The organism is Massilia sp. X63 (genome assembly GCF_041023745.1).
Taxonomy (GTDB): Bacteria; Pseudomonadota; Gammaproteobacteria; order Burkholderiales; family Burkholderiaceae_D; genus Telluria.
This window is the reverse complement of the sequence record NZ_JBFTEF010000004.1, coordinates 76,684-100,861: the sequence shown is the minus strand read 5'-3', so window position 1 is coordinate 100,861 and position 24,178 is coordinate 76,684. Positions and strand designations below refer to the sequence as shown.

Here is a 24,178-nt window from a genome sequence, read left to right as displayed (position 1 = left end):
CTTGTCAAGGCGGCGCGCCGAACTGCGGGCGGCCGCGGGCGCAGCGTGGCGCGCCGTCGAGGTAGGTCCAGCCGCCGGGCCAGTGGCCGCTGGCCCCGTCGAGCGCCACCTCGCCGTCGGGCCCGCACAGCGCGGCATGCGCCGCCCGGCTCTGCGCGCTGAACAGCAGCTTGACCGGCGCCGCCGCCGACGGATAGGCCGCGACCACATCGCCGTGCACGGCGCCGTCTTCGTGCAGCGTGCGCTCGATGAAGATCTCGGGCTCGGGTTCGTACAGCGCGGGAACGACGGACAACACGAGGCGCGCCGCCGGGCTGAACTCGACGTGGGAATAGCTGCGCGCGAACTTCACCATGCCCGCTTGCGCCAGCAGGATCGCTGCCGCCAGCGCCAGCGGCCAGCGCGGCAGGCGCTGCAGGTAGACCAGGGCCAGATAGAAGAGCGGCATGCCGCCCCACAGCGCGTAGCGCATCATGCCGGAGGCGCCCGAGTTCCAGTTGACGGTGGACAGCGAAGGAATCGCCATCGCGACGCTGAACAGCACCGCGGCAAGCGTATGCGGCAGCCAGCGCAGCGGGTTCGTGGACGCCAGCTGCGCCAGCACCAGCAGCATGGCCACCGGCAGGCCGACGACCGCACCCTGGTTCAGGTCGAAGAAGAAGGACAGCAGGCGTGCCGGCGTGATCAGGACCGGGTTGGTCGCCAGCACGGCGATCACGCTCGGTACGCCGAACTTAGCCAGGTTGAACAGCACCGGCAGCGCCGCCAGCGCGGCCTGCAGGAAGGATGCCAGCACAGTGTGGCGATCGACCACCTTGCGCAGCGCGGCGCCGAAGCCGATTCCTTCCTGCGCATGGACATGACAGATGCGTATCAGCGGCGCGAACACCGAGAAGAACACCAGCGGCGGGTTCTGCATGGCCGCAAGCCCGGCCAGCAGCGCGCCCAGGTAAGGGCGGCCGAGCAGCACGAACAGCAGGCCGGAAAGGAGGGCGCAGGCGGTGAAGAACTCGGGGCTGATCCAGTTCGAATACAGCAGCCCGCCCGACAGCAGGAAGAACACCGTGCCGAACATGGCGCGCGGCGCCGAGCCGGTGAATCGGAACAGGGCGACTGTCAGGATGGCCAGCGCGCCGAGGTTCATCACCTGGAAGGCCTTGAAGGGCTGGCCCCCGACGGCGTCGACCAGCTTGAAGGGCAGTGCGGCCAGGGCCGGATAGGCGAAGAAATGGATCGCATAATAGCGGCCGTCCTTGCCATGCACAAAGCCGGGGAAGGGATAATCGGCGCCGTGCAGCATGCCGGCGCGCAGCTGCTGGTGGACCGCCACCAGGCCGACCTCCGGCGAAAGCCGGGCCGAGATCTCGACGTCGGCAAGGCGGATATCGGGCGTCCCATGGCTGGCGAGGGCGATCGTCATCAGCGCATACTCCTGGAAGTCGCCGCTTTTCGAGGGACGGGTCAGGAGCAGGGCTGCCAGCGACAGGATGGCGATGAACAGGGCGATACGGCCGGCGGGCCGGGCAGGGATGAAGCGCTGCATTGGAACGTGCGAGGCATGGACTGGCGCGCCTCAAATCCTTCGTGACAGTAAGGGAACGGTCGAGATTCTAGCTTGCAATCCCTGCAGTAGGAATGCCGGGGAGATACGGGCGGATGCATTACCCGTTCCGCATGGCGTCATCGGGCCCGCACGCCCGGTGTTCGGAGCCGGCCTGCTTGCGCGGCGCGCAGTGGGTTGCGTCGGTCGGGCAATAACTTTATGTTGTGATTGCAACAAAGTTGTGTCGAGCCCGGGCTTGTCATGCTACATTGGCCCTATGCGAAATAGGTTACGCTTATTTTTCTTGTCCCTGCTCATCGTCTCCCTGCCCATGCAAGGCATCGCGGGAGTGACGAGGCTCGAATGCGGCATGAGCCATCATCCCGCGGAAGACGGCAACATCCTGGCGGACGATATGCTGGTGCCGGTGCCGGGCACGGTGCACGAAACCACGCACGAAGCATCGCATGAAACCTCGCATGAAACCTCGCATGAAACCTCGCATGAAGCGGCATCCCATGAGCACGATGCCACGACCATGCACGACGCCGGCCAGCCCGACCCGGACTGCGACAGCGACCACCAGCGCTCCGCTTGCGGAAGCTGCGCGGCTTGCAGCCTTGGCGCCGCCGCGCCTCCGCCCGTCCTTGCCGGCACCGCCGTCGAAGAAGCGGTGAGCAGCCTCCAGCAGTTCTCGCTTTCTTCCTTCCCCGGGCATATTCCGTCCCGCATAGAACGTCCCCCTCGAGCATCTTGATCGGCGTGCGCCGACGGGCGCGTGGCGCCGATCCCGCCCCTGATCCTGTTGCTGACGCGTGCGCTGCGCCTGAGGGCGCGCGCGGCTTGACCGTGCACGCCTGAGGAGCAGGGCTCGCCGGCTCAGCCCCGGCTCCGGCGGCCGAAGCCACACCACCTGCATGCCCTGCGCTGCGTCGATGCGTGGCGCTGGTCTGCCGCACGCCGGGATGCCGGGCTGACAAGGCGATATGGATCGTTCGCCCCTTACAAGGAGATGCGTGAGCGCTTGCGCCACGCACAAGGGAGAGGCTTTGCCTGTTGAACCGGACCGCCAATCCTTCGAACAAGCATCGGTATAATCCGCTTTCACGCTCTTTTGTATGGCAAGAAAACGGATTTCTAACTTTTTGTTGCGTCCAGCCGGTTTTGCGAATAAATTAAAAAGCACGCCAATCTGTATAGACAAGTTGCCTCAAGCGTTGTTTCGTCGAATGCCGTGCGCCTTGTGCAACGGCTGATCCTGAGTTTTCACAAAAACAAAATCCGGAGGGTAAATGGCTTACAAGTACATCCCAGCAACCACCGCCGCGCTCGCACTGATGATGGTGCAGCAGGGCGCGCACGCACAGCAACCTGCCACCAGCGGCGAACCTGCCTCGGGTCCCGGGATGGAACGTGTCCAGATCACGGGCAGCCGGATCAACCTGCGCCAGGAGCAGATTTCGGGCGTCGGCCCGGTGACGGTGATCGACGCCGAGACGATCCAGCGTTCCGGGGCGATCTCGGTCGAGACCCTGCTGCAGCGCCTGCCGTCGTCGGCCGGCACCGCGGGCAACCAATCGAGCGCGTACTGGACCAGCAACGGCTACGGCACCACCCAGGTCAACCTGCGCGGCCTGGGCATCGACCGTACCCTGGTCTTGCTCAACGGACGGCGCGTGGTCTCCGGCGGGACCGGCGCCAACAGCTCGGTCGACCTGAACATGATCCCGGTCGCGATGATCGAACGCATCGAAGTGCTCAAGGACGGCGCTTCGGCGATCTACGGGGCCGATGCCGTCGCGGGCGTGGTGAACATCATCACCAAGAAGGCGTTCGACGGCGTGGACGCGGCGGTCCGCTACGGCAAGACCGATCGCGGCGACGGCGCCGAGAAGTCCGTGGACCTGGTATGGGGCCTGCGCGGCGAGCGTGGATCGCTCGTCTCTTCCCTGAACTATTCCGAAAGCGGGCCGGTCAACCTGGCCTCGCGTGCGCCATGTTCGCTGTTCGAAGAGGACGGCAAGCTGGTCTGCTCGGGCAGCTCGTCGACCATCGGCGGCCGCGCCCGCCTGGCCGATGGCCGCCGGGTCAATTTCAACCAGGACCCCAACGGTAATCCGCGCGGCTTCGAAACCTACAGCGCAGCCAAACACGCCTACAATAGCAACCCCTTTCTCAATGCGGTCAACCCGATCAAGCGGATCGGCGTCAGCGCCTTCGGCAACCTGCGCCTGAACGAACAGGTCGACCTGTTCACCGAGCTGATGTTCACGAACCGCAAGTCCGAACAGCTGGCAACGCCCGGCGCCATCGGCGTCTACCGCCCGATCAGGATCGCAGCGAGCCACCCGACCAATCCCACCGGGCAGGACCTGACGCTGGAACGGCGCCGTGTGGCGGAAGTCGGACCGCGCCACTTCTTCCAGGAGACCAACACCTTCCGCATCGTCGCCGGACTCAAGGGCAGGCTGGGCGATTCCTGGGACTGGTCGGCATCGCTGAACTGGGGCCGCAACACCGGCATCGACGGGATGACCAACATCATCAACCTCGACCGCGTCGACGCGACGCTGGATGCCGCCACCTGCGGCAAGAGCCCGATGGCTGCGCCTTGCGGTAACTACCTCGGCTATGGAAACCTCAGCCCGGCGGTCCTCGACTACATCCATTTCACCACGCGCGACCATGGCGGCAACGACCAGAAGAGCTTCAATGCCGGCATCAGCGGCGAGCTGTTTGCGCTGCCTGCCGGTCCGGTCGGATTCGCCTCGGGCTTCGAATACCGGCGCGAGCAGGGCTGGCGCGATCCGGACAGCCTGATCGTGTCGGGGGCGGCCAACACCAACGCCATGGATCCGATCGCCGGGGAATACAGCGCACGCGAAATCTTCGCCGAGCTGTCGGTGCCGCTGCTGGCCAAGCTGCCTTTGGTGCAGTCGCTGAACCTGAACGCCGCCGCGCGCTACTCCGACTACAGCCTGTTCGGCTCCCAGGGCACCTACAAGCTCGGCCTCGACTGGCAGGTCATCCCGTCGCTGAAGCTGCGCGCAAACCGCTCCACCGCCTTCCGTGTTCCCAACGTTCCCGAGCTGTTCGGCGGTGTCTCGGAAGGCAACCTCACCACCACCGACCCATGCAACAACTGGAATACCATGGACCCGAATTCGGCGGTCTACCAGAACTGCCGGGCATCCGGCGTGCCGGTGGGCTTCCGCCAGTTCGGTCCATCGATCCTGACCACCGGCGGCGGCAATCCGAAGCTGGAGCCGGAAGAAGCGGACACCTTCACGGTCGGCGCGGTCTGGACGCCGGCCAAGTCGCTGACCCTGACGCTGGACTACTTCAACATCGAGATCGACAATGCGATCGAAACCGTACCGGGGTCGACCAAGCTGTCGGTGTGCTACAACTCGCCTGGACTGAGCCACATCTTCTGCAGCCCGTCCAGCTTCACGCGCGATCCCCGTACCGGCGAGATCAACTTCCTGTCGTCGCAACCGGCCAACGCGGCCCGGCAGCGGGTCTCGGGCATCGACGTCGGCGCGCTGCTCGACTTCTCGCTGCTTGGCTGGACCTCGTCGCTGCAGGCTGACGTCTCGCGCCTGAACCGTTTCGATGTCGCGCCTTTCCCCGGCGGCGAGGTGATCGAATACGCCGGCAAGATCACCGGCGGCCGCGGCAGCTACGCGAAATGGCGCTCGACTGCCTCGCTGACCATGGCCAGGGGGCCGTGGTCGGGATCGTATACGGTCCAGCATATCGGCAAGGCCGAGGACATCAATGCCGCGCCGGAAGATATCGGTGCGCGCGCGCCGAGCGTCCTCTATCACAATGCCAGCCTCAAGTACGCATTCGGCAAGGCGACGACGCTCTCGTTCGGCGTCGACAACCTGTTCGACAAGCGCCCGCCGTACATCCAGAGCTGGACCGACGGGAATACCGACACCATGACCTACGACCTGCTCGGACGCCGCTGGCACATCCGCCTGGGCTACAGGTTCTGACCGGCGCGACGCACATCCGTTGGCCCCGGCCCGCCGCCCGGGCCGGGTCATTCACTTCACTGTCAATACTATGCAATCATCGTTCTGGGTGCGCCGCGCCCACAAATGGATCGGCCTGGTCATCGGGATACAGGCCCTGCTATGGATGATCAGCGGCCTGTACATGGTCGTCGTGCCGCTCGAAGTCGTGCATGGTGACCACCTGGCCCACGTGCCGACCGAACAGCTCGATCCGTCCAGCCGCCGGATTGCGCAGGTGCAGCTGCACGCCGCCCACCCCGGCATTACCTCGCTTCGCCTGAAGCGCCTGCTCGGCGCCGAGGTCTACGAACTCAAGCAGGGAAACAAGACCAGCCTGGTCGACGCGGCGAGCGGCAAGACCATCAGTCCGCTCGGCCGGGACGCCATCGTCGCGCTCGCGGAGGCGGCCTACGTCGGCGAGGGCAGCATCCGCGGCATCGAGTGGATCACCCGGGCGCCGCAGGAGGTCGGCGCGCGGCCGGTGCCGCTGTGGGCGGTGCATTACGACGAGCCCGGCAAGAGCACATTGTATTTCTCGCCGTATTCGGGTGAGCTGGTCGCGCGGCGACATGAACTGTGGCGCTGGTTCGATTTCCTCTGGATGTTCCACATCATGGACTACGAAGAGCGCGCCGACGTCAACAACACCCTGCTGCGGGTCGCGTCGCTCAGCGGCCTGGCGTTCGCGTTGAGCGGCATCTGGCTGCTCTTTTACAGCTTTCAGCGGAGGAAGCGGGCATGAGCCACTGGATGAGAAAGCTGCACAAGTGGGTGGGACTGGTCATCGGCATCCAGTTCCTGCTGTGGATGTCGGGTGGCGTCATGATGAGCCTGCTCGACGCGGACAAGGTGCAGGGGCGCGAGTTCCGCATCAAGCCGCCGGCCCCGGCGGCCTGGCCGACGGGCGTGCTGGCGCCGGAGGCGGTGCTGGCGGCGAGCGCCGACAAGGTCATGGCGATCAGCTCCGCCTGGCTGCTCGACCGGCCGGTCTACCAGCTCCAGAACGACAAGCGCAGCTGGCTGGTCAATGCCACCGACGGCCGCGTCGTGGCGGTCGACGCCGCGCTGGCACAGGCGATCGCCAGCGCGTCGTACTCCGGCAGCGGCAGGCCGGCAAGGCCGCGTCTGCTGAACTATTCGCTGGAGACGCGCGCGCACAAGGAACCAGTGTGGCGCGTGGATTTCGACGATGCCGACGACACCACGGTGTACGTCTCCAGCGTTTCCGGCAACGTACTCGAGCACCGCAACAGCACCTGGCGGCTGTTCGATATCTTCTGGATGCTGCACATCATGGACTACAGCGAGCGCACCAACTTCAATAATCCGCTGCTCGTGTCGAGCGCGATCGGCGGCCTGTGGATGGCCTTGACCGGGGTGTGGCTCCTGTTCACCAGCGTTCGCCTGGCCGAATTCGTGCCGGCACGGTGGCGCCGCCAGCGCCGCGTGCACCTGCTTAGCGGCGCCGCGCAGCCGGTGCGCTCGATCGAGGCGGCCGACGGCGATACCGTGTTCCGCGCACTGGCGCGCGCCGGCCTGCAGCTGCCCTCGAATTGCGGCGGCGGGCAAAGCTGCGGCCTGTGCGAGGTGCGCTGCGTGGGCCAGGCGCCCGCACCCACGGCGGCCGACCGGGCCTTGCTGTCGCCGCAGAAGCTTGCAGCCGGATACCGGCTGGCATGCAACCTGCCGGTGAAGGGCAGGCTCGACATCGAGGTGGGAAATACCGCCGCGCTGCAGGCGGAGCATGGCGCCACCGTCACCGGGGTCAAGGCGCTGACGCCCTTCCTGCGCGAGATCACACTGAAGCCGCTGCACCCGATCGCCTGCCGCCCCGGCGCCTACGTGCAGGTACACGTGCCGGCCTATGCGCGCGAGGCCAGCCAGATCGACGTTCCCGAACATCACCGCGAGGACTGGCGCGCGCTGGGCAGCCTGGCTCCCCTGACGAACGATGCGCCGGTGCGCCGCTGCTACTCGATCTCGGTCCCGGTCGAGCAGATCGATGGCCAGCTGAGCTTCCTGGTCCGTTTCATGCCGGGAGAACGGCCGGGCCGGGGATGCGGCTACATGTACACGCTCAGGGAGGGCGACCAGGTCCGCTTCAGCGGGCCCTTCGGCGACTTCGCGCTCAAGCCGGGCGGCCGCGAGAAGGTGTTCATCGGCGGCGGCGCCGGGATGGCGCCGCTACGCGCCATGATCCATGAACTCCTGGTCAAGGGCGCCGGCGAGCCCCTGCATTTCTGGTACGGTGCGCGCAGCCTGCGCGATGCACCCTATGTCGCGGAAATGGAAGCCTTCGCCCGGCAGCATCCCAACTTTAACTGGCAGCTGGTGCTGTCGGAGGAGGCGGGCGATGGGCAGGCGACGGGCCTGGTACACGAAGCCGCCAGGGACGGCTTGTTGCGCGCCCATCGCGATCTTGCTTCGCTCGAATTCTACGTGTGCGGTCCGCCGGCAATGCTGGCCGCCACGCGCAGCATGCTCCAGGAGATGGGCGTGGACGCGTCGCGGGTGGCGTTCGACGATTTCAAGGTCTGACAGCGACGCGTGCCGCGCGGACAGCCGGGCGGCCGTCCGCCGCTTGACATCGTGGCGGCGCCCAGTACAGTGTAGTTACCCGACGTGTGCAAAAAAGGAGGGCCAACATGCCAGTCAACAAGACCGTAGGGAAGCGCATCCTTGCCCCGCTGCTTGCAGCGGGCTTCGTCGTGGGCTGCGCAGTTCCGGCAGACAGCCGGCATGCCGGGCATCACGCCGGCGCGCAGGGTGGCATGGCCGGCACGGCGACGACCCGGAGCGCGCCTTGCTGCGCAATGATGGGCGGCCAAGGCGGAATGCGGCCGCAAGACAGGGAGGCAATGTGCGCAATGTACCGCGGCATGCGCGACGCCCCGGACGAGCAGGCACGCCAGGCGATGATGGAGCGGCATATGCAGGCCATGACACCCGAGATGCGCCAACGCCACATGGAGATGATGCGGCAGCAGTGTCAGTGAGGGCGCGGAGACGTGGCGCCGGCCCTCCCGGTCCGGCAGGCGCCGCGCCTCGCTTCGCCTCACTTTGCCTTACTTTCCCTTATTTTCCCTTATTTTCCCTTATTTTCCCTTACTTTGCCTTGCGCGACGACCAGTGCACGTGCACGATCGCCCAGCCGTCGCCTTTTTTCTCCAGCACCATCGTCCCGGTGCCGAAGACGTGCACCGGCTTGCTCCGGGACATGCCGGTGGTCTCGGTTTCTTCCCACACGATCGCGGTATTGCCGTCGACGCGCTCGGTCTGCTTGAGGAGCTTGCGGGCCGAGGTCTTGGCAAATTCCATGTCGCCGGCGAGGTGGTGGCTGGCGTACTCGTCGCGCGAGCGCTCGACGTAGCCGGCTTCGTAGATCGCCACCTCGGGCGACAGCAGCGCCAGCGCCTTGGCCCTGTCGCCGCTGCCGAGCGCTTCGTGGAAGGCGGCCACCGTCTCCTTGGGCGAGGCGGCGAAGGCGCCGGCGTGCACGCCGGAGAGTGCGGTGGCGACGAGGGATGCTGCCAGACCGTGTTTGAACATGTGTGCTCCTGGGTTGTCATGCTTGTTATTGAATCGTTCCGTCCGCCATGGGCGGCGGGGTCGAGGTGAGGAAGGCGGCCGCGATGAGCACGCCCAGCAGCATCGCCGCTTCGAGCTGCAGGATGCGCGCGAACCGGCGGCTGGCCGTGCGTTGCGGCTGGCCCGCGCCCTGCAGCGCCGCAAGCAGCGCAGGCATCACCAGGAAGCGGTTGGCGCCCCCTAGTGCGGCGGCGCACAGGACCAGTGCGAGCTTGACCAGCAGGGTGCCCCCATACGGATTTCCGACGAGGCCGGCTGGGCTGTCCAGCACGCGCCAGGCGCTGATCGCACCGGTCACGACGATGCCGGCCAGGGCCACGGTCGCGCTGCGCGACAGCGCTGCGACGTAGTGCGCACAGTCGGACCTGCTTGCGGCATCATCGTCGGGCAGGGGGCGCATGGCGAGCAGGCCCGCCACGATCACCTCGCCCACCCAGATGCTGGTCAGGACCAGGTGGACCCAGTCGACCGCGATGGCCCAGCCGAAGTCGCCGGCGGCGCCGGCGTGGCTGACCATGCTGCGGCTGTACAGCAGCACGCCGAGGGAGGCGATGCGGATCGCCGGCGCGTGCAGGCCGGCGGCGCAGCTTGCCGCCGTCACGGCCAGCGCGGCGGCGCCGATCATCCATGCCAGGCCATAGCGGGTTGCCGACAGCACCGACCCGACCGCAGGCAGGGCCTCGGCCAGTGGCACTTCCGCCATCGAGGCCGCCTCGACCCACAGGATCGCCACATCGGCCAGCAGCGCCGCGCCGGATGCGGCCAGCAGCGCGCGGCGCAGGCGCGGCAGCAGTGCGGCCGCCCACGGCGACTGCGCGGCGCGCAGCCACAACGAGGCCGCGCTGCCGCCGACCAGCACGGCAAACGACAGGTTCAGGATGACGGTGACGGCGCGCTGCAGCAACCCGAGTTCAGCCTCCACTCACTTTACCCGGAAATTGAACTCGCCCTTGACCTTGTGCCCGTCGCGGGTGACGGTGCTCCATTGGACCCGGTAGGCGCCCGCATGCAGCGCGGGCATGGTGGCGACCAGCACCCTGGCGTTCGCCGGGTCCGCCCCGATCTTCGCGGGGGCGAACACGGCGCCTTGCTCGTCGACGAGTTTGATCTTGCTGAACGGCAGTTCGAGCGGTTCGCTGAACTGCAGCCTTAGCTGCGCCGGCGCCGGGCTGACCACGCTGTTCGCCTGCGGCGACGAGGCCTCGAGCTTGGCATGGGCGAGGGCGGCAGGGGCCGCGGCAAGGGCCGCGGAAGCGAGCGCAGCGTTGATGAGTTTCTTGATGTGCATTCGGTTCTCCCGGTTCCCCACGCCGGTCGGGGCGCGGGGAACCGCTGTCTTGATGGGGCGTGGCTGGGGCGTGGCGAGGCCGGCTTACTGGGCCGGCTGCATCTGCATGATCGTCACCGCACCGTTCACGCGGTCGGCGGCGAAGCGGATCTTGTCGCCCACCTTGAGCTGGTCGAGCATCGCGGCGTCCTTGACCCGCAGGACCATGGTCATCGCGGCCATGCCGAGGTTCTTGATTTCGCCGTGGCGCAAGGTGATCTTGCCGGCGTCCTTGTCGATCTTCTTCACTTCGCCCTCGGTCAGCTCGGCCGCCGCGGCCGGCGCAGGGGCCGCATAGGCAGCTTGCTGGCCAAGCGCGCCATGACCGGCATGGGAGTCCTGGGCGAATGCGGCGGTGCTTGCGGTGCTGGCGGCGGCCAGGACGATGGCCAGGGCCAGTGTCGGGAATGCGTTCATGATGTCTCCTTCGATTATGTCGGTTGAGTTGTAGCTGCTGCTTGAATCGGTCGATGGCGCATGCGCTGCGGCTCCGCGATCTTGTCAGTGATGGCCCTGGTGGCCCTTGGGCTTGCGCACCGTCACTTCGACTTCGGGCGTCTTTGCCGCAGGCATCGAATGGCCGCCGGCATCCTGGTGGCGCACCGCCGCCGGCGGCTCGCCCTTCCATTCGTAGGCAACGCTGCCGGCCGGGTGCTTGTACCAGCCCGGGTCCGTGTAGTCGCCGGCTTTCTGGTCCTTGCGCACCTTTAGGACGGTAAACATGCCGCCCATCTCGACGCCGCCGAACGGCCCCTGGCCAGTCATCATCGGCAGGGTGTTGTCGGGCAGGGGCATTTCCATGTCGCCCATCGAACCGCCTTTCTCGCCCATGACCATGTAGTCCGGCACCAGCTTGGCGATCTTCTCGGCGACGCCGCGGTGGTCGACGCCGATCAGGGTCGGCACGTCGTGGCCCATGGCGTTCATGGTGTGATGCGACTTGTGGCAGTGGAAGGCCCAGTCGCCCGGCTCGTCGGCGATGAATTCGATCGCGCGCATCTGGCCCACCGCGACGTCGGTCGTGACTTCCGGCCAGCGCGATTCCGGCCGCGTCCAGCCGCCGTCGGTACCGGTCACCTCGAACTCGTGCCCGTGCAGGTGGATCGGGTGGTTGGTCATGGTCAGGTTGCCGCAGCGAATACGCACACGGTCGCCCTGGCGCACGTTCATGGTGTCGATGCCCGGGAAGGCGCGGCTGTTGAAGGTCCAGAGGTTAAAGTCCAGCATCTCGTTCACGCGCGGCGTATAGCTGCCCGGCTCGATGTCGTAGGCATTGAGCAGGAACACGAAGTCGCGGTCGACCCGGTGCTGGGCCGGATTCTTCGGGTGCGTGACCCAGAAGCCCATCATGCCCATCGCCATCTGGACCATCTCATCCGCGTGCGGGTGGTACATGAAGGTGCCGGGACGGCGGGCGACGAACTCGTACACGAAGGTCTTGCCCGGCTGGATGCCGGGCTGGGTCAGGCCGGTGACCCCGTCCATGCCGTTCGGCAGGCGCTGGCCGTGCCAGTGGATGCTGGTGTGCTCCGGCAGCTTGTTGGTGACAAAAATGCGCACCCGGTCGCCTTCGACCACCTCGATGGTCGGCCCCGGGCTCTGGCCGTTGTAGCCCCACAGGTTGGCCTTCATCCCGGGCGCGATCTCGCGCACCACGGGCTCGGCGACCAGGTGGAACTCCTTGACGCCGTTGTTCATGCGCCATGGAAGCGACCAGCCGTTCAGGGTGACGACGGGGTTGTAGGGGCGGCCGTTCGGCGGCGCCTTGGGCGGCTGCGTCGCGGCCGTCGTCATGATGGGTGCTTCGGGCAGGGTGGCCGCGCCCGCGCGGCTGACCAGGCCGGCGCCAACCAGTGCTGCTGCGCCAGTGAAGAAATCTCGACGAGAACTCATTGCTTGTTTCCTTGTTTAATGTGCCGGGGCCGCTTCGGCGCTGGCGCCGCCGGCCATGCCGAGCGTGGCGCCGCCGCTGCCGCTGATCGCAGCCTGCAGGTCGGTGTCGGCGATCCAGTAGTCGCGCTGGGCCTCGATGGCCGCATTCACGCCATTGATCTGCGCGCGCGCGTCCGCCAGCAGTTCGAAGACGCTCATCAGCATGCCGTTGTAGCGCAGCAGGGTCTCTTCCGAAATCTTCTTGCGCAGCGGGACGATCTCGTCGCGGTAGTGCCGGGCCACGTCGTAACTGGTCCGGTAGGCCGAATAGGCTTCGCGCACCTGCGACCTCGCCGTAATGGCGGTATCGGCGGTGCGATGCAGCGATTGCATGTAGAGCGCCTCGGCTTTCGCAGTGCGGGCGCCGCCCCAGTCGAACAGGGGCAAGGCGAGCTCGATTTCATAGCCGTTCTCGCGCGGCGAGTCGGACTTGCTGGTGTTCTTATAGCCGGCCTCGAGTACGTTGACGAAGCGGGTCGCCTTCGACAGGCCCAATGCCCGCGCGGTCGCTTCGGTGCCCAGCTTCGCCAGCCGGACGTCGAGGCGCTGCTGCATCGCGAGTGCTTCGATATTCCCGGCCTCGCGCGGCGCGGCCGGCAGATCGGGTAGCCGGTCGGGCAGCTGGAAGGCCAGGTCCGCACCCCATACCCCCATCAGCCTGGCCAGCTGCTCGCGCGCCGCCGTGGCCCGGTGCCGTGCGCGCGCCAGTTGCGCGACGGCTTCGGCCGAAAAAGCCTGCTCGCGGGCCTGGTCGAGGGCGCTCAGGTTGCCGACCTTGGCCATGCGCGCCGCCAGTTCGGCACTGGCCTGCGCCGCCTCGCGCACCTGTTCGGCGTAGCGGGCCGATTGCGCGGCCGCAACCGCGTTGAACCAGGCCTTGCGGGTGTCCGCGGCAGTGCGCACCGCGTCGGTCGCGGCAACCAGCTTGGCGCCCTCGAAGCGGCGCGCTTCGATGTCGCGGCGCAGCGGGATCGTCAACAGTCCGACCAGATCGAACATGACGCTGCGTTCGATCTCGGTTTCGCCGCCGCCCGACATGCGGCCGAAGCTGAAGGATGGGTTGGCCATCCGGCCGGCCTGCACCAGGTCGGCTTCGGCGACGCCCAGTTCGGCCAGCGAAGCGCGCAGGCCGCGGTTGTTGAGCAGGGCGACGCGCACGGACTTGTCGGCGCTCAAGGGCTGTTTCAGCAGCGCGGACAGTTCCGCCTGCGCTTCGGTGTGCGCCTGCGTGCCGCGCGCCAGGCGGATGTCCTGGCCGATGCGCTCGCTGCTCATGGACGACACGGCGTCGAGCCCTCCGTCCCTGGAGAAGCTGGCGCAACCGCCGAGCGTGAGGGCGATGGCGCCGAGCGCGATCGCCCGCAGGGCTGGGTGTTGTTGTTTTGTTCGCATGGATCGGCCTCGGCTCAGTGATGCTTGTGGTGGTCTGCGGGAGGCGCAACCGGCGCCGCCTGGCGCGGTGCCGCCTGGGCCGGCTGGGCCGGCGCGGGAGCGGGGGAATGGTGGCCAGCATGGCCAGCGTGGCCAGAATGGCCAGAATGGCCTGTCTGGCTGGCAAGCGCAGCATTGGCGGCGCGCCAGGCCTGGTCCGGCGTCTGCGCCGGCGTCTGGCTGCCGTTTGCCGGCGCCACAGGCGCGGCCAGCACCGATGCATACACGGTCGCAGGCACGGCAACGGATGGATCGGCCGGGTCTGGCGTCGGCGTGGACTGCTGGGCTTGGGCGCCAAGCGCAGCAGCGGAAAGGGCGGCAAAGGCAGCCCACAGCTTGCGTTTCATTGTTCAATCCTCGAAATCGGTCATCGGGTGCGCGGGGGCACCGAACTCCAAGACGCTTCGCAGCCGCAGTCAATGGGCGGCGCAAAGGCTTGGTCGATCAGGCGGATTACTGCCTTGGGGGGCGTTGCGGGCCGTCGGGAATGAAACCGGCGACCAGGTCGGCGGAGGCGGCAAGGACCGCGTCCGAGCCGTCGAAGCTGGGAAGGGACAGTGAGGAAGAGGGGGGAGCAAGGGCGCCGATACAGAAAGCCGAGCATGCGCTGCACGAGGAGTGCGACAGCTTGCCGGTCTTGGCATCGGAAGAACCGTGGTCTGCTGCGGCGTCGGCCGCATCCATGGCCTGCATGTCATGGTGAGCATGCGCGTCGCCGGCAGGGTCGTGGGACCTGTGGCCGGTCATCGCTGCCGCGCCAGCATCCTGCTGGAGCGGCGCGCACGACATTCTGGCGGACGCAGCCACCGCGTGCAGCGGGAGCGCGGCCATCAGGAGCCATACCAGCAATGTCGTGAGTAGACGGTTCATTATTGCGGCGAGTATAGCACGACAGTTTTCACGATGTGACGGCTTCCAGGCCGAACGGGATGCACTTTTGCGCGCTGGTTCGCGGCTGGCCCACAGTGTGCCGAGGATGGCGGGATCACGCCTTGTGCCAACGCATCGGCCGGGGCTTGACCTTTCCATTATTGGAAGGTTTATAGTGGATGTATTCACACTTCGCGAGGTACGTCATGCACTACCCCATCAGCGCATCGCCAGGTACTGCCCAGGCAGATCCGGACATGCCAAGCTATGCAAGTCATGCAGCGCCTGCGCAGGCTTCGCCCCCCCGCGCGCCCGCCGGCCCAGCGCGTGCGCCAGCCCGGTCCTGCCTGTTCTGCCGCTACCGCAAGGGGCAGGCACGGAACAGGGAGCGCGATCATGCCTAAGATCCTGGTTCTCCCGCATCCCGACTGTGCGCCGCACGGCGCGGAACTCGAGGTCGCCCCGGGTACGAGCATTTGCGATGCCCTGCTCGACAAGCATGTCGAGATCGAACATGCCTGCGGAAAAGTAGGCGCTTGCACGACCTGCCATGTGATCGTCCGGCAGGGCGGCGACTCTCTTGCGCCGCCGAGCGACGCCGAAGAAGACATGCTCGACCGGGCCTGGGGCGTCGAGCGGCAGTCGCGGCTCTCCTGCCAGGCGATCGTGGCCGAGGCCGATCTCGTCGTCGAGATTCCCAAATACTCGCTGAACCACGCAAAGGAAAATGGCTAGCCATACCCGGCGCCGATGTCGGCGCCGGCCTAACAGAACAACAATCTTTCGCCTGGGGGTTGCATGAAACACGAGGTACACGCGCATTCACATGAGCATTCGGGCCGCGAGCCCGGCAACGGACATTGCCATCACGGTCATGCCGCTCCCCAGGCGACCGCGCCGGACGCCCCGGCCGGCACCATCTATACCTGCCCGATGCACCCCGAGATCCGCCAGCCCGCTCCGGGAAACTGTCCGATATGCGGGATGTCGCTGGAGCCGGTGATGCCTGCGCTGGAAGACGACGAGAATCCGGAGCTGGCCGACTTCCGGCGCAGGTTCCGGTGGACCCTGCCGCTGACGGTGGCGGTCGCGGTCCTGGCGATGGCGGGGCACCGGCTGTTCGACGGCGGGCTGGCTTCGCAGAGCTGGATCGAACTGGCGCTGAGCACGCCGGTCGTGCTGTGGGCCGGCTGGCCCTTCCTGGTGCGCGCGATCGCGTCCTTGCGCCAGCGCAGTCCGAACATGTGGACCCTGATCGGCACCGGCGTGTCCGCGGCCTATGGCTACAGCGTGCTGGCCACCGTCGCGCCCGGCCTGTTCCCCGCGACCTTCGAGATGCACGGACGGATCGGCGTCTATTATGAAGCGGCGGCCGTGATCGTCTCGTTGACGCTGCTGGGCCAGATCCTGGAACTGCGTGCGCGCTCGCAGACCTCGGCCGCGATCAAGTCTCTGCTGGGCCTGGCCCCCAGGACCGCCCGCAGGGTGCGCGCCGACGGCAGCGAGGAAGACGTGGAATTGTCGCACGTGCACGTCGGCGACCAGCTGCGCGTGCGGCCCGGCGAGAAGGTTCCGGTCGACGGCGTCGTCATCGAAGGCGAAAGCGCAATCGACGAGAGCATGCTCACCGGCGAGCCCTTGCCGGTGACCAAGCGGGCAGGGGACAAGGTGATCGGCGCGACCATCAACACCAGCGGCAGCCTGATGATCAGGTCGGAGCGAGTGGGCGCCCAGACGATGCTGTCCCAGATCGTGCAGATGGTCGCCAGCGCCCAGCGCTCGCGCGCACCGATGCAGCGCCTGGCGGACGTGGTGGCCGGCTACTTCGTGTCGGCGGTGGTGCTGGTGGCCATGGTCACGCTGTTCGGCTGGGGACTGTTCGGCCCCGAACCGAGCTGGGTGTACGGCTTCGTCAACGCGGTGGCGGTGCTGATCATCGCCTGCCCCTGTGCGCTCGGCCTGGCCACGCCGATGTCGATCATGGCCGCGACCGGGCGCGCCGCCACCCAGGGCGTCCTGTTCCGCGACGCGGCGGCGATCGAGGCGATGCGGAAGGTTGACACCCTGATCGTCGACAAGACCGGCACCCTTACCGAAGGCAAGCCGGCCTTCGACCGGGTCGCCGCGGCGACCGGGTTCGAGGAACAGGAGGTGCTGCGCATCGCGGCCAGCCTCGACCAGGGCAGCGAGCATCCGCTGGCGCACGCGATCGTGGCCGAGGCCAGGAAGCGCGCGCTCGGGCTCGACAAGCCGGACGCCTTCGAGTCCGCGAGCGGGATCGGGGTACGCGGCAGCGTGCAGGGTCGCCCGATCGCGCTGGGAAATACGGCGCTCATGGAAAGCGAGGGAATCGACTGGACGCCGCTGCAGCACACAGCCGAGGAGTTGCGCCAGGAGGGCGCCAGCGTGATGTACCTGGCGCAAGCAGGACGCCTGATGGGACTGGTCGCGGTGTCGGACCCGATCAAGGCGACCACGCCGGAGGCGCTGGCGACGCTGCGCGAGGCCGGCATCCGGGTCGTGATGGCGACCGGCGACGGCGAAACCACCGCCAGGGCGGTGGCGGCGCGGCTCGGCATCGAGGAAGTCCACGGCGAGGTCAAGCCGCAGGACAAGCTGGCGCTGGTCGAGCGCCTGCAGCACGAGGGCCGGGTCGTGGCGATGGCCGGCGACGGCATCAACGACGCGCCGGCGCTGGCCAAGGCCGACGTCGGCATCGCCATGGGAACCGGCACCGACGTCGCCATCAATTCGGCGCACCTGACCCTGATCAAGGGTGACTTGCGCGCCATCGCCCGCTCGCGGCTGCTGTCGCTCCAGACGGTGCGCAACATGCGGCAGAACCTCGGCTTTGCCTTCGTCTACAACGCCCTGGGCATTCCGCTCGCGGCCGGGGCGCTGTACCCCTTGACCGGCCAGCTGCTGTCGCCGATGATCGCCGCCCTCGCCATGAGCCTGAGTTCGGTGTCCGTGATCGCGAATGCGCTGCGCTTGCGGGGCGCAAGGGCGTAGGGCATGTGCGGTGTGTGCCGTGGGATCGGCGCTCAAACGCCCATCTTGCTGAGGACGAAAGCGGCCAGGAACCCGGCCACCGTGATCAGGCCGGCGAAATCGTGGGTCTGCTCGAAGGCTTCCGGGATCATGGTATCGACCAGCATCGACAGGATCGCGCCTGCGGCGATTGCCGTCGTTGCCGCGACGATACCGGCGGAGAACCCCCGGAACACCGTGTAGCCGACCAGGGATGCGATGCCGGAGGCCGCCGCGATGGCGCCCCACACGCCGAAGATGTAGGCGGCCGAGCGGCCCGCCTTCTTCATTCCGGCCGCGCTGGACAGTCCTTCGGGGATATTCGACAGGAAGATCGCAATGACCGCCACGGTGCTGACGGTCCCGCCCTTGAGCATGGACAGGCCGATCACGATCGACTCTGGAATGCCGTCCAGCGGGGCGCCGACGGCGATCGCGGCGCCGCTGCCGCTGTCTTCCTGTTCGGACGGTTGTTTTCCGTCAGAGCGCTTGCGGTGCTTGGCGCCGTAGCGGGCCAGCAGCCAGTTGGCCAGGGTATAGACCGCAGCCCCCGAGAGAAAGCCGATGGCGGTCGCGCCGAAACCGCCTTTCTGGTATGCCTCGTCCATGAGTTCGAAGGACAGGGCCGAGATCAGCACGCCGCTGCCGAAAGCCATCACCGCCGCGATCAGGCGCTGAGGCACCTGCGTGAAATAGGCAACCGCGGCGCCGATCAGGACGGCGGCGCCGGCCACGAATCCCCAGAAACCGGCCTGTGCCCACAGCGGAATGCTTCCCATCGGCGCCGCTTGTTTGCGAGACGGCGGCGTGCGGCCTCACGGCCTGCCGTATGCTCGCCGCAACAGGCGTGCTTGTTGCCGCCGTCCCGTGGTAAAAAGAGCTTAGCACTCGCCGCAAGAGAGGGCGGTTCCTTAGGTCTGCACAAGTGTTCATCGGCGAGAGGGCGCTTTCCAACAAACGCCTCGAGAAGTGGCGAGGGTAGTTCACCTGCTCACCACGGCAGAGAAGGGCAAGCAGGGACGCTCGATGCTCGCGACTCCCGCGGGCGCACGATCCTGCAGCGGCCATCCCGCTGCCTTCGAGCGTTCTGGACAGAGGCCGTCGGCGACGGAACCAGCCACCGTCGGAGCAGCGCGGTCCGCCCGGGACACCGAACGGCAGGCGAAGGCACGTTCTGGGCACGTCAGGCATCAAAAAAATAGCGCAGCTAGCCACTTTAATTAATAGCACGCGCATGCCAAGCACGACGTTTATCAAGAATAGTTCTACTCATATTCAACTCGACATTAGCATATATAATGTCGAGTTCACTTTGCGCCGTACACTTGGGTATGATTACCCCTGTCCAAGAGGCCGGCAATGCCGTCTCCGACGTCTGGAAGAATGCATGCAGATCGAACTTGTTTCATCGGGCGCCACCGCGCAGCACAACGAGGATTGGGCCGGTAACTTCGGCACGCCGTCCGCGCCCGAGCTCGTGATCATCGATGGCGCCACCTCGGTGGCCGAGCGCGATTACATCGATCCCGCACAGGGGGACGTCGTCTGGTTCGTGAGCCGCTTCGCGGCCGCGCTGGCAGCCTGCATCGATGCCGGATTTGAACAGCACGCCGCCGTGCACGCGGCCGTCGATGCGACGTGCCGGGAATTCCTTGAACGTGGCACAGGCCAGGACATTCCTGTCCACGCATGGCCGATCGCCGCCATGAGCTGGGTGCGCGCGCGGGCAACAGGCGCGGGTTTCCGCCTGGATTTGTATTGCCTGGGCGACTGCAAGGTTCTGCTGCGTTTGCCCGACGGCGAAGTGCGCGATCTCGATCCCTTCGTCAACCCGCAGGAAGCCATCCTGCGGGCCGAAATCGCCAGGCTCCAGGCCGAAGGCATTGAGGACGCCGGCGAGCGCAAGCGGCGTCTGCTGCCGCTGCTGCGGGCGCGCCGCGTCTTCCAGAACACGGCGGCCGGCACCAACTCCCTGTGCCTGCGTCCAAACGGCGCCTTCGGTGCACGTACCGTCAGCGCCGACGCGCCGGCCGGTTCCAGCTTGCTGTGCATGACCGACGGCTTCTACCGCCTGGTCGACAGCTACGGATTGCATACGCCCGAGAGCCTGTTCGCGCTGTGCATCGCGCAGGGACTGCAGGCCGCGCTCGACGAACTGCGCGGTCACGAAGCGGCGGTGACGACCGCGGGATCGATGTCGGTGAAGCAGGCGGACGATGCGTCGGCGATTCTGTGGCATGCAGGAACGCCGGCTGGCCGGGACGGCCGTTGCGGAGCTTGAGGATCGCTTAATCCATAGAGATCCGGTGCTGTGCTTGGATTCTTGCGAGAATCAGAATTTGGCCTTGTGGCACGATCGGGGGCGAAAGAGCGGTTGATCCCTGTACGGGCAGTGGATTGCGGTGCTGTTCAGATGGCGCATTTGACATAATATAGATTATGCGAACATGAGCGCCTGTGGATCCGGACTGCCGTCGCTACGATGTTGGCAGCTCTCGGAAGTAATGTTGTCAGATTTTCGGAAGTAATTTTGGCAGATGGTGCAAAACCATCTTCCTGCCAAAATTACTTCCTACTTTAGACCTTATTCAGTGTAGCCATCCAAACATTATGGTCGCCCTTGCTTCGAGCCGCGCCCGCGTGCCCTCCGGCCGAACAAGTGGCGCGGCCGGGAACGTGTGCCCGTGGTTACTTCTGCTGGATGGCTTGGTACTGGCCGCTGACCTTCAAGGTGATCGTGACCGCGCGATCGTTCCTGTTGCGCCAGAACCAGCCGTGCTCGCCATCGAAGACCGCAACCAAGCTGCCGCTGTCACTCGGCACCTGGACCGCTTTGCCATAGCGGTGCGCCTTGCCACCGCCCGGTGGTTCGCCATGCGTGTCGTGGTTCACCGGGCCTCCTTCAGATTGCCAGGAATAGTCAACCTTTTGACCTTTGTTCATGACCAGCTTGACCTCAGTGCCCTGGTTGGGCGCAAGGTTAACGCGCATCTCGTCGCTCCGCGCGGATGCTTCGTTCGTCGCGCCCTCGCCCTCAGCGGGCGCCGGGGCGGCAACTGCGGCGGGAGCGGCGGGAGCGGCGGCCCCATCGTCATGGCTGTGGCCGTGGCTGCCGTCCTTCTCGCAAGCGCTCAATGCACCTGCGAAAATGAGGATGGCGGCGATAGTAAAGCGTGGATGGTGTTTCATCGTATTTCCTCGTAAATGATGGGTATGGATGCTGCGGCGGATGGCAACGCTGCGGCTCAAGTCTTCTGCTTGAGGTTTTTGAACTCGCCGCTGACCTTGACGGTAATGGTCACCGGCTCGCTGCCGCGATTACGCCAGTACCAGCCGTGCGAACCGGCGAACTGGGCTGTGAGCTCGCCGCTGCGAGCAGTGACGTCGTTTTCCTTCAGGTAGCGATGAAAGGCGTTGGCAGGCCCGTTCAGCGGTTCGCCATGCGTGTCGTGATTAACCTTGCCGCCATTCGTCTGCCACGCGTAGCTGACCTTGGCGCCGCCGTCCATTTCCATCTTGACCTCGGTGCCGGCCCCTGGCGCTAGCGTCACGCTCACTTCCCCCTTGTTCGCCGCGGGCGACGCCGCGTCCGCGGCAGGTTGAACGTTGGCGACCGCAGCTGGCGCAGCGGCGAGCGCATCGGCCTGGGCATCGGCAAGCGCTTCGGCCGCAAGCTGGGTCTTGATCTCGCCCATCTTCTTCAGTCCGAGCGCCTGGCCAATCCCGGTCGGATCGATGCCGTATTCCGACGGCAGCACGACGGCGACCAGGACAGCAGCCGCAGTCACGAGCGCCAGGATGGTGGAACGGATCAGTTTGGCGGTACTCGGCAGGTCCGCGCGAGATGGCATATCAGTGTTGTACATGAAAATTCCTACGTTAAGCAGTGAAATAACCGGTGAGCTGATAGCCCACCAGCATGAATCCGGCCGACATCATGGCGATGTTGGCGGTATAGGCGTGTCGGAAGAAACTGGCCGTGCGCCGCCAGTAGCCCATGCCGATGAGAATGGTGGCCAGGGCCAGCAACTGGCCGATCTCGACGCCGACGTTAAAGCCGATCATGTTCGCGAACAGACCGTCGGGAGAGATCTCATACTCCTGGATCTTGGTCGCCAGGCCGAAACCGTGGAACAGGCCGAACACCAGCGTTGCTACCTTGGTATTCGGTTGCACACCGAACCAGCGCTGGAAGGCACCGACGTTGTCGAGCGCCTTGTAGACGACCGACAGCCCGATGATGGCGTCGATCAGGTAGCCGTTGATGGTTACTCCGGTAAAGACGCCGAGCAACATCGTGCTCGAGTGTCCAATGGCGAACAGGCTCACGTACAAGCCGATGTCCTTGATCTTGTACAGGAAGAAAATCACCCCGAACAGGAATAGGATGTGATCGTATCCGGTGAACATATGCTTGGCGCCAAGGTACATGAAGGCAATAAAGTGCACGCCCGTGATCTCCGATATATAGCCCTTGTCGCCCTCGGCGATACCGTGCGCATGCGCGGTTGCCGTCAGCAGCAAGTAGAGCAGCACGGAACAGGCCGCCATTACCGTCCAGCGGACAGATGAGGCCGTAGATGCGCGTCCCGCGGTTGGCCGTTCAGTTAACAACATAATTTCTCCAAAATAATAAAAATAGACGGCTGAAGCCGCCGAGACCTCATGCATGCCGCCGGTGCCGCGGTGGCGGCACCGGCGGCGCAATCTCGATGGACAGCATGGCGGCTGCGCTCGCGGCCAACCATCCGCGATCAGGCGGCGTCCCGTCCCGCATGCCTGCCGGCCGCAGCGGCACGTCGTGCGAATGGTCGCCGCTCTGGTGATGGCGGTGCGAACCGTCGCCCTCCCCCACGTCGATGCCATGGCCGGGTTCGGCGGCAGCGTGCGCATGCGCCGGTGCTGCGTGCGAGGTCGATTGGGAGTGCCACCCAATCAGTCCCAACAGCGACACCAGCAGCAGTGCAGCAAGCATGCGCACCGTGCGCTCGCCTAGCAGCACCGGTTTATTCCGCATAACACCGGGTGAGGCTTGCACGGCTCATTCCGGCCACCTCGTATGCTGGTCGTCGATCTGGAAAGCGTGCCGATGGCGACGCGGCTCCGTCTGCTCGCCCTCGGTCAGGTGTGGATTACGGGCTTCAGTGTCCGAACCCGGCCCATGCTCGTGCTCGAGGACATCGGCATCGTCGCGCGGCCAGCATATTGCCGCCGCCGCGAGGCCGGCAGCGCCGATGACGGCCAGGATCACGAAAGTGGCGGTCATGCCCAATGCCGCGCCCACAGTCCCGGCGATCGGGTAGGTAATCAGCCAGCACACGTGTGAGAGCGAAAACTGGGCGGCGAACACCGCCGGACGGTCGTCGGGATTGGCGGAGCGCCGCAGCAACCTGCCGCTGGGAGTCAGGGTGGTGGAGTAGCCGAGGCCGATCACGAACCAGGTCAGAAGGAAGAATGGCCACTCGTACGGACCGCCGACGGCCGCCACCGCAGCGCCGCCCGCCAGGCCCGCGGTCATGAGCGCGGCGCCGAGCAGCATCAGCGGCCGGTCGGCGCGCTTCTCCAGCAGCTTCGGCAAGGTAAGTGCCATCAGCATCGACCCGAAGCCGAAGGCCGCGAGGCCGAAAGGCACGTCGGAAGCGGGACGTCCCAGCCGCGCCTGGACGTAGACGACGGTGTTCACGATCACCATCGAGCTCGCCGCAGCAGCCGCCAGGTTCAGGCCCAGCAGGCCGCGCAGTCGCGGCGTGCGCAGGTAGATCGAAATCCCGCGGAAGGTCTTGGCGAATATGCCGCCCGTCGGGGTTTTGCCGGCGGGCCGCGGTAGCCGGACGGATATCACCAGCAAGGCCGAGGCAATGAAACCGACGACCGTGCCGCCGAACAGCCAGTGAAACGAAATCACGGTCAACAGCGCGGCCGTGAGCATCGGGCTGACCAGGCTTTCCATGTCGTAGGCAAGGCGCGACAGCGACAGTGCCTGGGTGTAGTCGTTTTCCTCGGGCAGCACATCGGGGATCGTCGCCTGGAAGGTCGGCGTGAAGGCGGCCGAGGCCGACTGCAGCAGGAAAATCAGGATATAGATCTGCCAGACCTGGGTCACGAAGGGCAAGGAGACGGCCACGCCGGCCCGTACCAGGTCCATGGTCACCAGGAAGGCGCGGCGAGGCAGGCGGTTGGCATACGCGCCCACCACAGGTGCAATGAGCACGTAGGCGACCATCTTGATCGCCAGCGCGGTGCCGAGCACACTACCGGCGTTGGCTCCGGCCAACTGGTAGGCGAGCAAACCCAGCGCGACCGTCAGCATGCCGGTACCCAGCAATGCGACGACTTGCGCGAGGAAAAGGTGCCGGTAAGTCCGGTTCGATAATACCTTCCACATGATTCGTCCGCCTTTCGTTTGTTTTGCTGTGCCCGCGGCGCAAAGCC

General features: G+C 66.2%; 22 protein-coding genes. 8 read left to right on the top strand and 14 right to left on the bottom strand.

Annotated elements, in window-relative coordinates:
• Positions 1-4: 4 nt before the first annotated feature.
• The gene (locus AB3347_RS09805) at positions 5-1,543 is read right to left on the bottom strand and encodes a hypothetical protein (protein ID WP_369091603.1); all 1,539 of its coding nucleotides are present in this window, start codon (positions 1,541-1,543) and stop codon (positions 5-7) included.
• Positions 1,544-1,847: 304 nt separating this feature from the next.
• On the opposite strand from AB3347_RS09805, the gene AB3347_RS09800 reads away from it, so the two are divergent.
• The 5 genes from AB3347_RS09800 (at position 1,848) to AB3347_RS09780 (ending at position 8,564) form a co-directional block, all read left to right on the top strand.
• A complete protein-coding gene (locus AB3347_RS09800; RefSeq protein ID WP_369091602.1) occupies positions 1,848-2,300 on the top strand; it encodes a hypothetical protein in 453 nt (150 codons plus the stop codon).
• Positions 2,301-2,835: 535 nt separating this feature from the next.
• Positions 2,836-5,547 carry a TonB-dependent receptor gene (locus tag AB3347_RS09795; RefSeq protein WP_369091601.1) on the top strand — a complete coding sequence of 904 codons (2,712 nt, stop codon included), beginning with the start codon at positions 2,836-2,838 and terminating at the stop codon, positions 5,545-5,547.
• A 70-nt stretch (positions 5,548-5,617) separates the two neighbouring features.
• Entirely contained in the window at positions 5,618-6,310 is a 693-nt protein-coding gene (locus AB3347_RS09790; RefSeq protein WP_369091600.1) for a PepSY domain-containing protein, read from the top strand.
• A complete protein-coding gene (locus AB3347_RS09785) occupies positions 6,307-8,106 on the top strand; it encodes an NADH:ubiquinone reductase (Na(+)-transporting) subunit F (RefSeq protein WP_369091599.1) in 1,800 nt (599 codons plus the stop codon). Before AB3347_RS09790 ends, AB3347_RS09785 begins: the two co-directional genes overlap by 4 nt.
• 107 nt (positions 8,107-8,213) lie before the next feature.
• A complete protein-coding gene (locus AB3347_RS09780) occupies positions 8,214-8,564 on the top strand; it encodes a hypothetical protein (RefSeq protein ID WP_369091598.1) in 351 nt (116 codons plus the stop codon).
• Positions 8,565-8,673: 109 nt separating this feature from the next.
• Here the strand turns inward: AB3347_RS09780 and AB3347_RS09775 are convergent, their stop codons facing one another.
• The 8 genes from AB3347_RS09775 to AB3347_RS09740 form a co-directional block, all read right to left on the bottom strand.
• Positions 8,674-9,117, bottom strand: coding sequence for a nuclear transport factor 2 family protein (locus tag AB3347_RS09775; RefSeq protein ID WP_369091597.1), 444 nt, complete (start codon positions 9,115-9,117; stop codon positions 8,674-8,676).
• A 25-nt stretch (positions 9,118-9,142) separates the two neighbouring features.
• Positions 9,143-10,078 carry a copper resistance D family protein gene (locus tag AB3347_RS09770; protein ID WP_369091596.1) on the bottom strand — a complete coding sequence of 312 codons (936 nt, stop codon included), beginning with the start codon at positions 10,076-10,078 and terminating at the stop codon, positions 9,143-9,145.
• On the bottom strand, positions 10,079-10,444 hold the full coding sequence (gene copC, locus AB3347_RS09765; protein ID WP_369091595.1) for a copper homeostasis periplasmic binding protein CopC: 366 nt from the start codon (positions 10,442-10,444) through the stop codon (positions 10,079-10,081). It lies immediately after the preceding gene.
• An 84-nt stretch (positions 10,445-10,528) separates the two neighbouring features.
• Complete coding sequence (locus AB3347_RS09760; protein WP_369091594.1) at positions 10,529-10,900, bottom strand: copper-binding protein; 372 nt, start codon at positions 10,898-10,900, stop codon at positions 10,529-10,531.
• An 84-nt stretch (positions 10,901-10,984) separates the two neighbouring features.
• Entirely contained in the window at positions 10,985-12,376 is a 1,392-nt protein-coding gene (locus AB3347_RS09755; protein ID WP_369091593.1) for a multicopper oxidase family protein, read from the bottom strand.
• 15 nt (positions 12,377-12,391) lie between these two features.
• Complete coding sequence (locus tag AB3347_RS09750; protein WP_369091592.1) at positions 12,392-13,807, bottom strand: TolC family protein; 1,416 nt, start codon at positions 13,805-13,807, stop codon at positions 12,392-12,394.
• A gap of 14 nt (positions 13,808-13,821) precedes the next feature.
• Entirely contained in the window at positions 13,822-14,193 is a 372-nt protein-coding gene (locus AB3347_RS09745) for a hypothetical protein (protein ID WP_369091591.1), read from the bottom strand.
• 106 nt (positions 14,194-14,299) lie between these two features.
• Entirely contained in the window at positions 14,300-14,716 is a 417-nt protein-coding gene (locus AB3347_RS09740; RefSeq protein ID WP_369091590.1) for a hypothetical protein, read from the bottom strand.
• Positions 14,717-15,112: 396 nt separating this feature from the next.
• Here AB3347_RS09740 and fdx point away from each other — a divergent pair, with 396 nt between their 5' ends.
• Together fdx and AB3347_RS09730 are read left to right on the top strand one after the other, a co-directional pair.
• Positions 15,113-15,451, top strand: coding sequence for an ISC system 2Fe-2S type ferredoxin (gene fdx / locus AB3347_RS09735; RefSeq protein ID WP_369091589.1), 339 nt, complete (start codon positions 15,113-15,115; stop codon positions 15,449-15,451).
• Between the two features lie 63 nt (positions 15,452-15,514).
• A complete protein-coding gene (locus AB3347_RS09730) occupies positions 15,515-17,728 on the top strand; it encodes a copper-translocating P-type ATPase (protein WP_369091588.1) in 2,214 nt (737 codons plus the stop codon).
• Between the two features lie 32 nt (positions 17,729-17,760).
• Here AB3347_RS09730 and AB3347_RS09725 read toward each other — a convergent pair whose 3' ends face one another.
• The gene (locus AB3347_RS09725; protein ID WP_369091587.1) at positions 17,761-18,525 is read right to left on the bottom strand and encodes a ZIP family metal transporter; all 765 of its coding nucleotides are present in this window, start codon (positions 18,523-18,525) and stop codon (positions 17,761-17,763) included.
• 608 nt (positions 18,526-19,133) lie between these two features.
• Between AB3347_RS09725 and AB3347_RS09720 the strand changes: the two genes are divergently transcribed.
• Positions 19,134-20,027 (top strand): hypothetical protein, encoded by an 894-nt coding sequence (locus AB3347_RS09720; protein ID WP_369091586.1) that lies wholly within the window; start codon positions 19,134-19,136, stop codon positions 20,025-20,027.
• 407 nt (positions 20,028-20,434) lie between these two features.
• Here AB3347_RS09720 and AB3347_RS09715 read toward each other — a convergent pair whose 3' ends face one another.
• From AB3347_RS09715 to AB3347_RS09700, 4 genes are all read right to left on the bottom strand, one after another.
• Positions 20,435-20,935: a hypothetical protein gene (locus tag AB3347_RS09715; RefSeq protein ID WP_369091585.1), complete on the bottom strand. Its 501-nt coding sequence runs from the start codon at positions 20,933-20,935 to the stop codon at positions 20,435-20,437.
• 56 nt (positions 20,936-20,991) lie between these two features.
• The gene (locus AB3347_RS09710; protein WP_369091584.1) at positions 20,992-21,612 is read right to left on the bottom strand and encodes a transmembrane anchor protein; all 621 of its coding nucleotides are present in this window, start codon (positions 21,610-21,612) and stop codon (positions 20,992-20,994) included.
• A 13-nt stretch (positions 21,613-21,625) separates the two neighbouring features.
• Complete coding sequence (locus AB3347_RS09705) at positions 21,626-22,297, bottom strand: HupE/UreJ family protein (RefSeq protein ID WP_369091918.1); 672 nt, start codon at positions 22,295-22,297, stop codon at positions 21,626-21,628.
• A 490-nt stretch (positions 22,298-22,787) separates the two neighbouring features.
• The gene (locus AB3347_RS09700; protein WP_369091583.1) at positions 22,788-24,131 is read right to left on the bottom strand and encodes an MFS transporter; all 1,344 of its coding nucleotides are present in this window, start codon (positions 24,129-24,131) and stop codon (positions 22,788-22,790) included.
• Positions 24,132-24,178 lie beyond the last annotated feature (47 nt).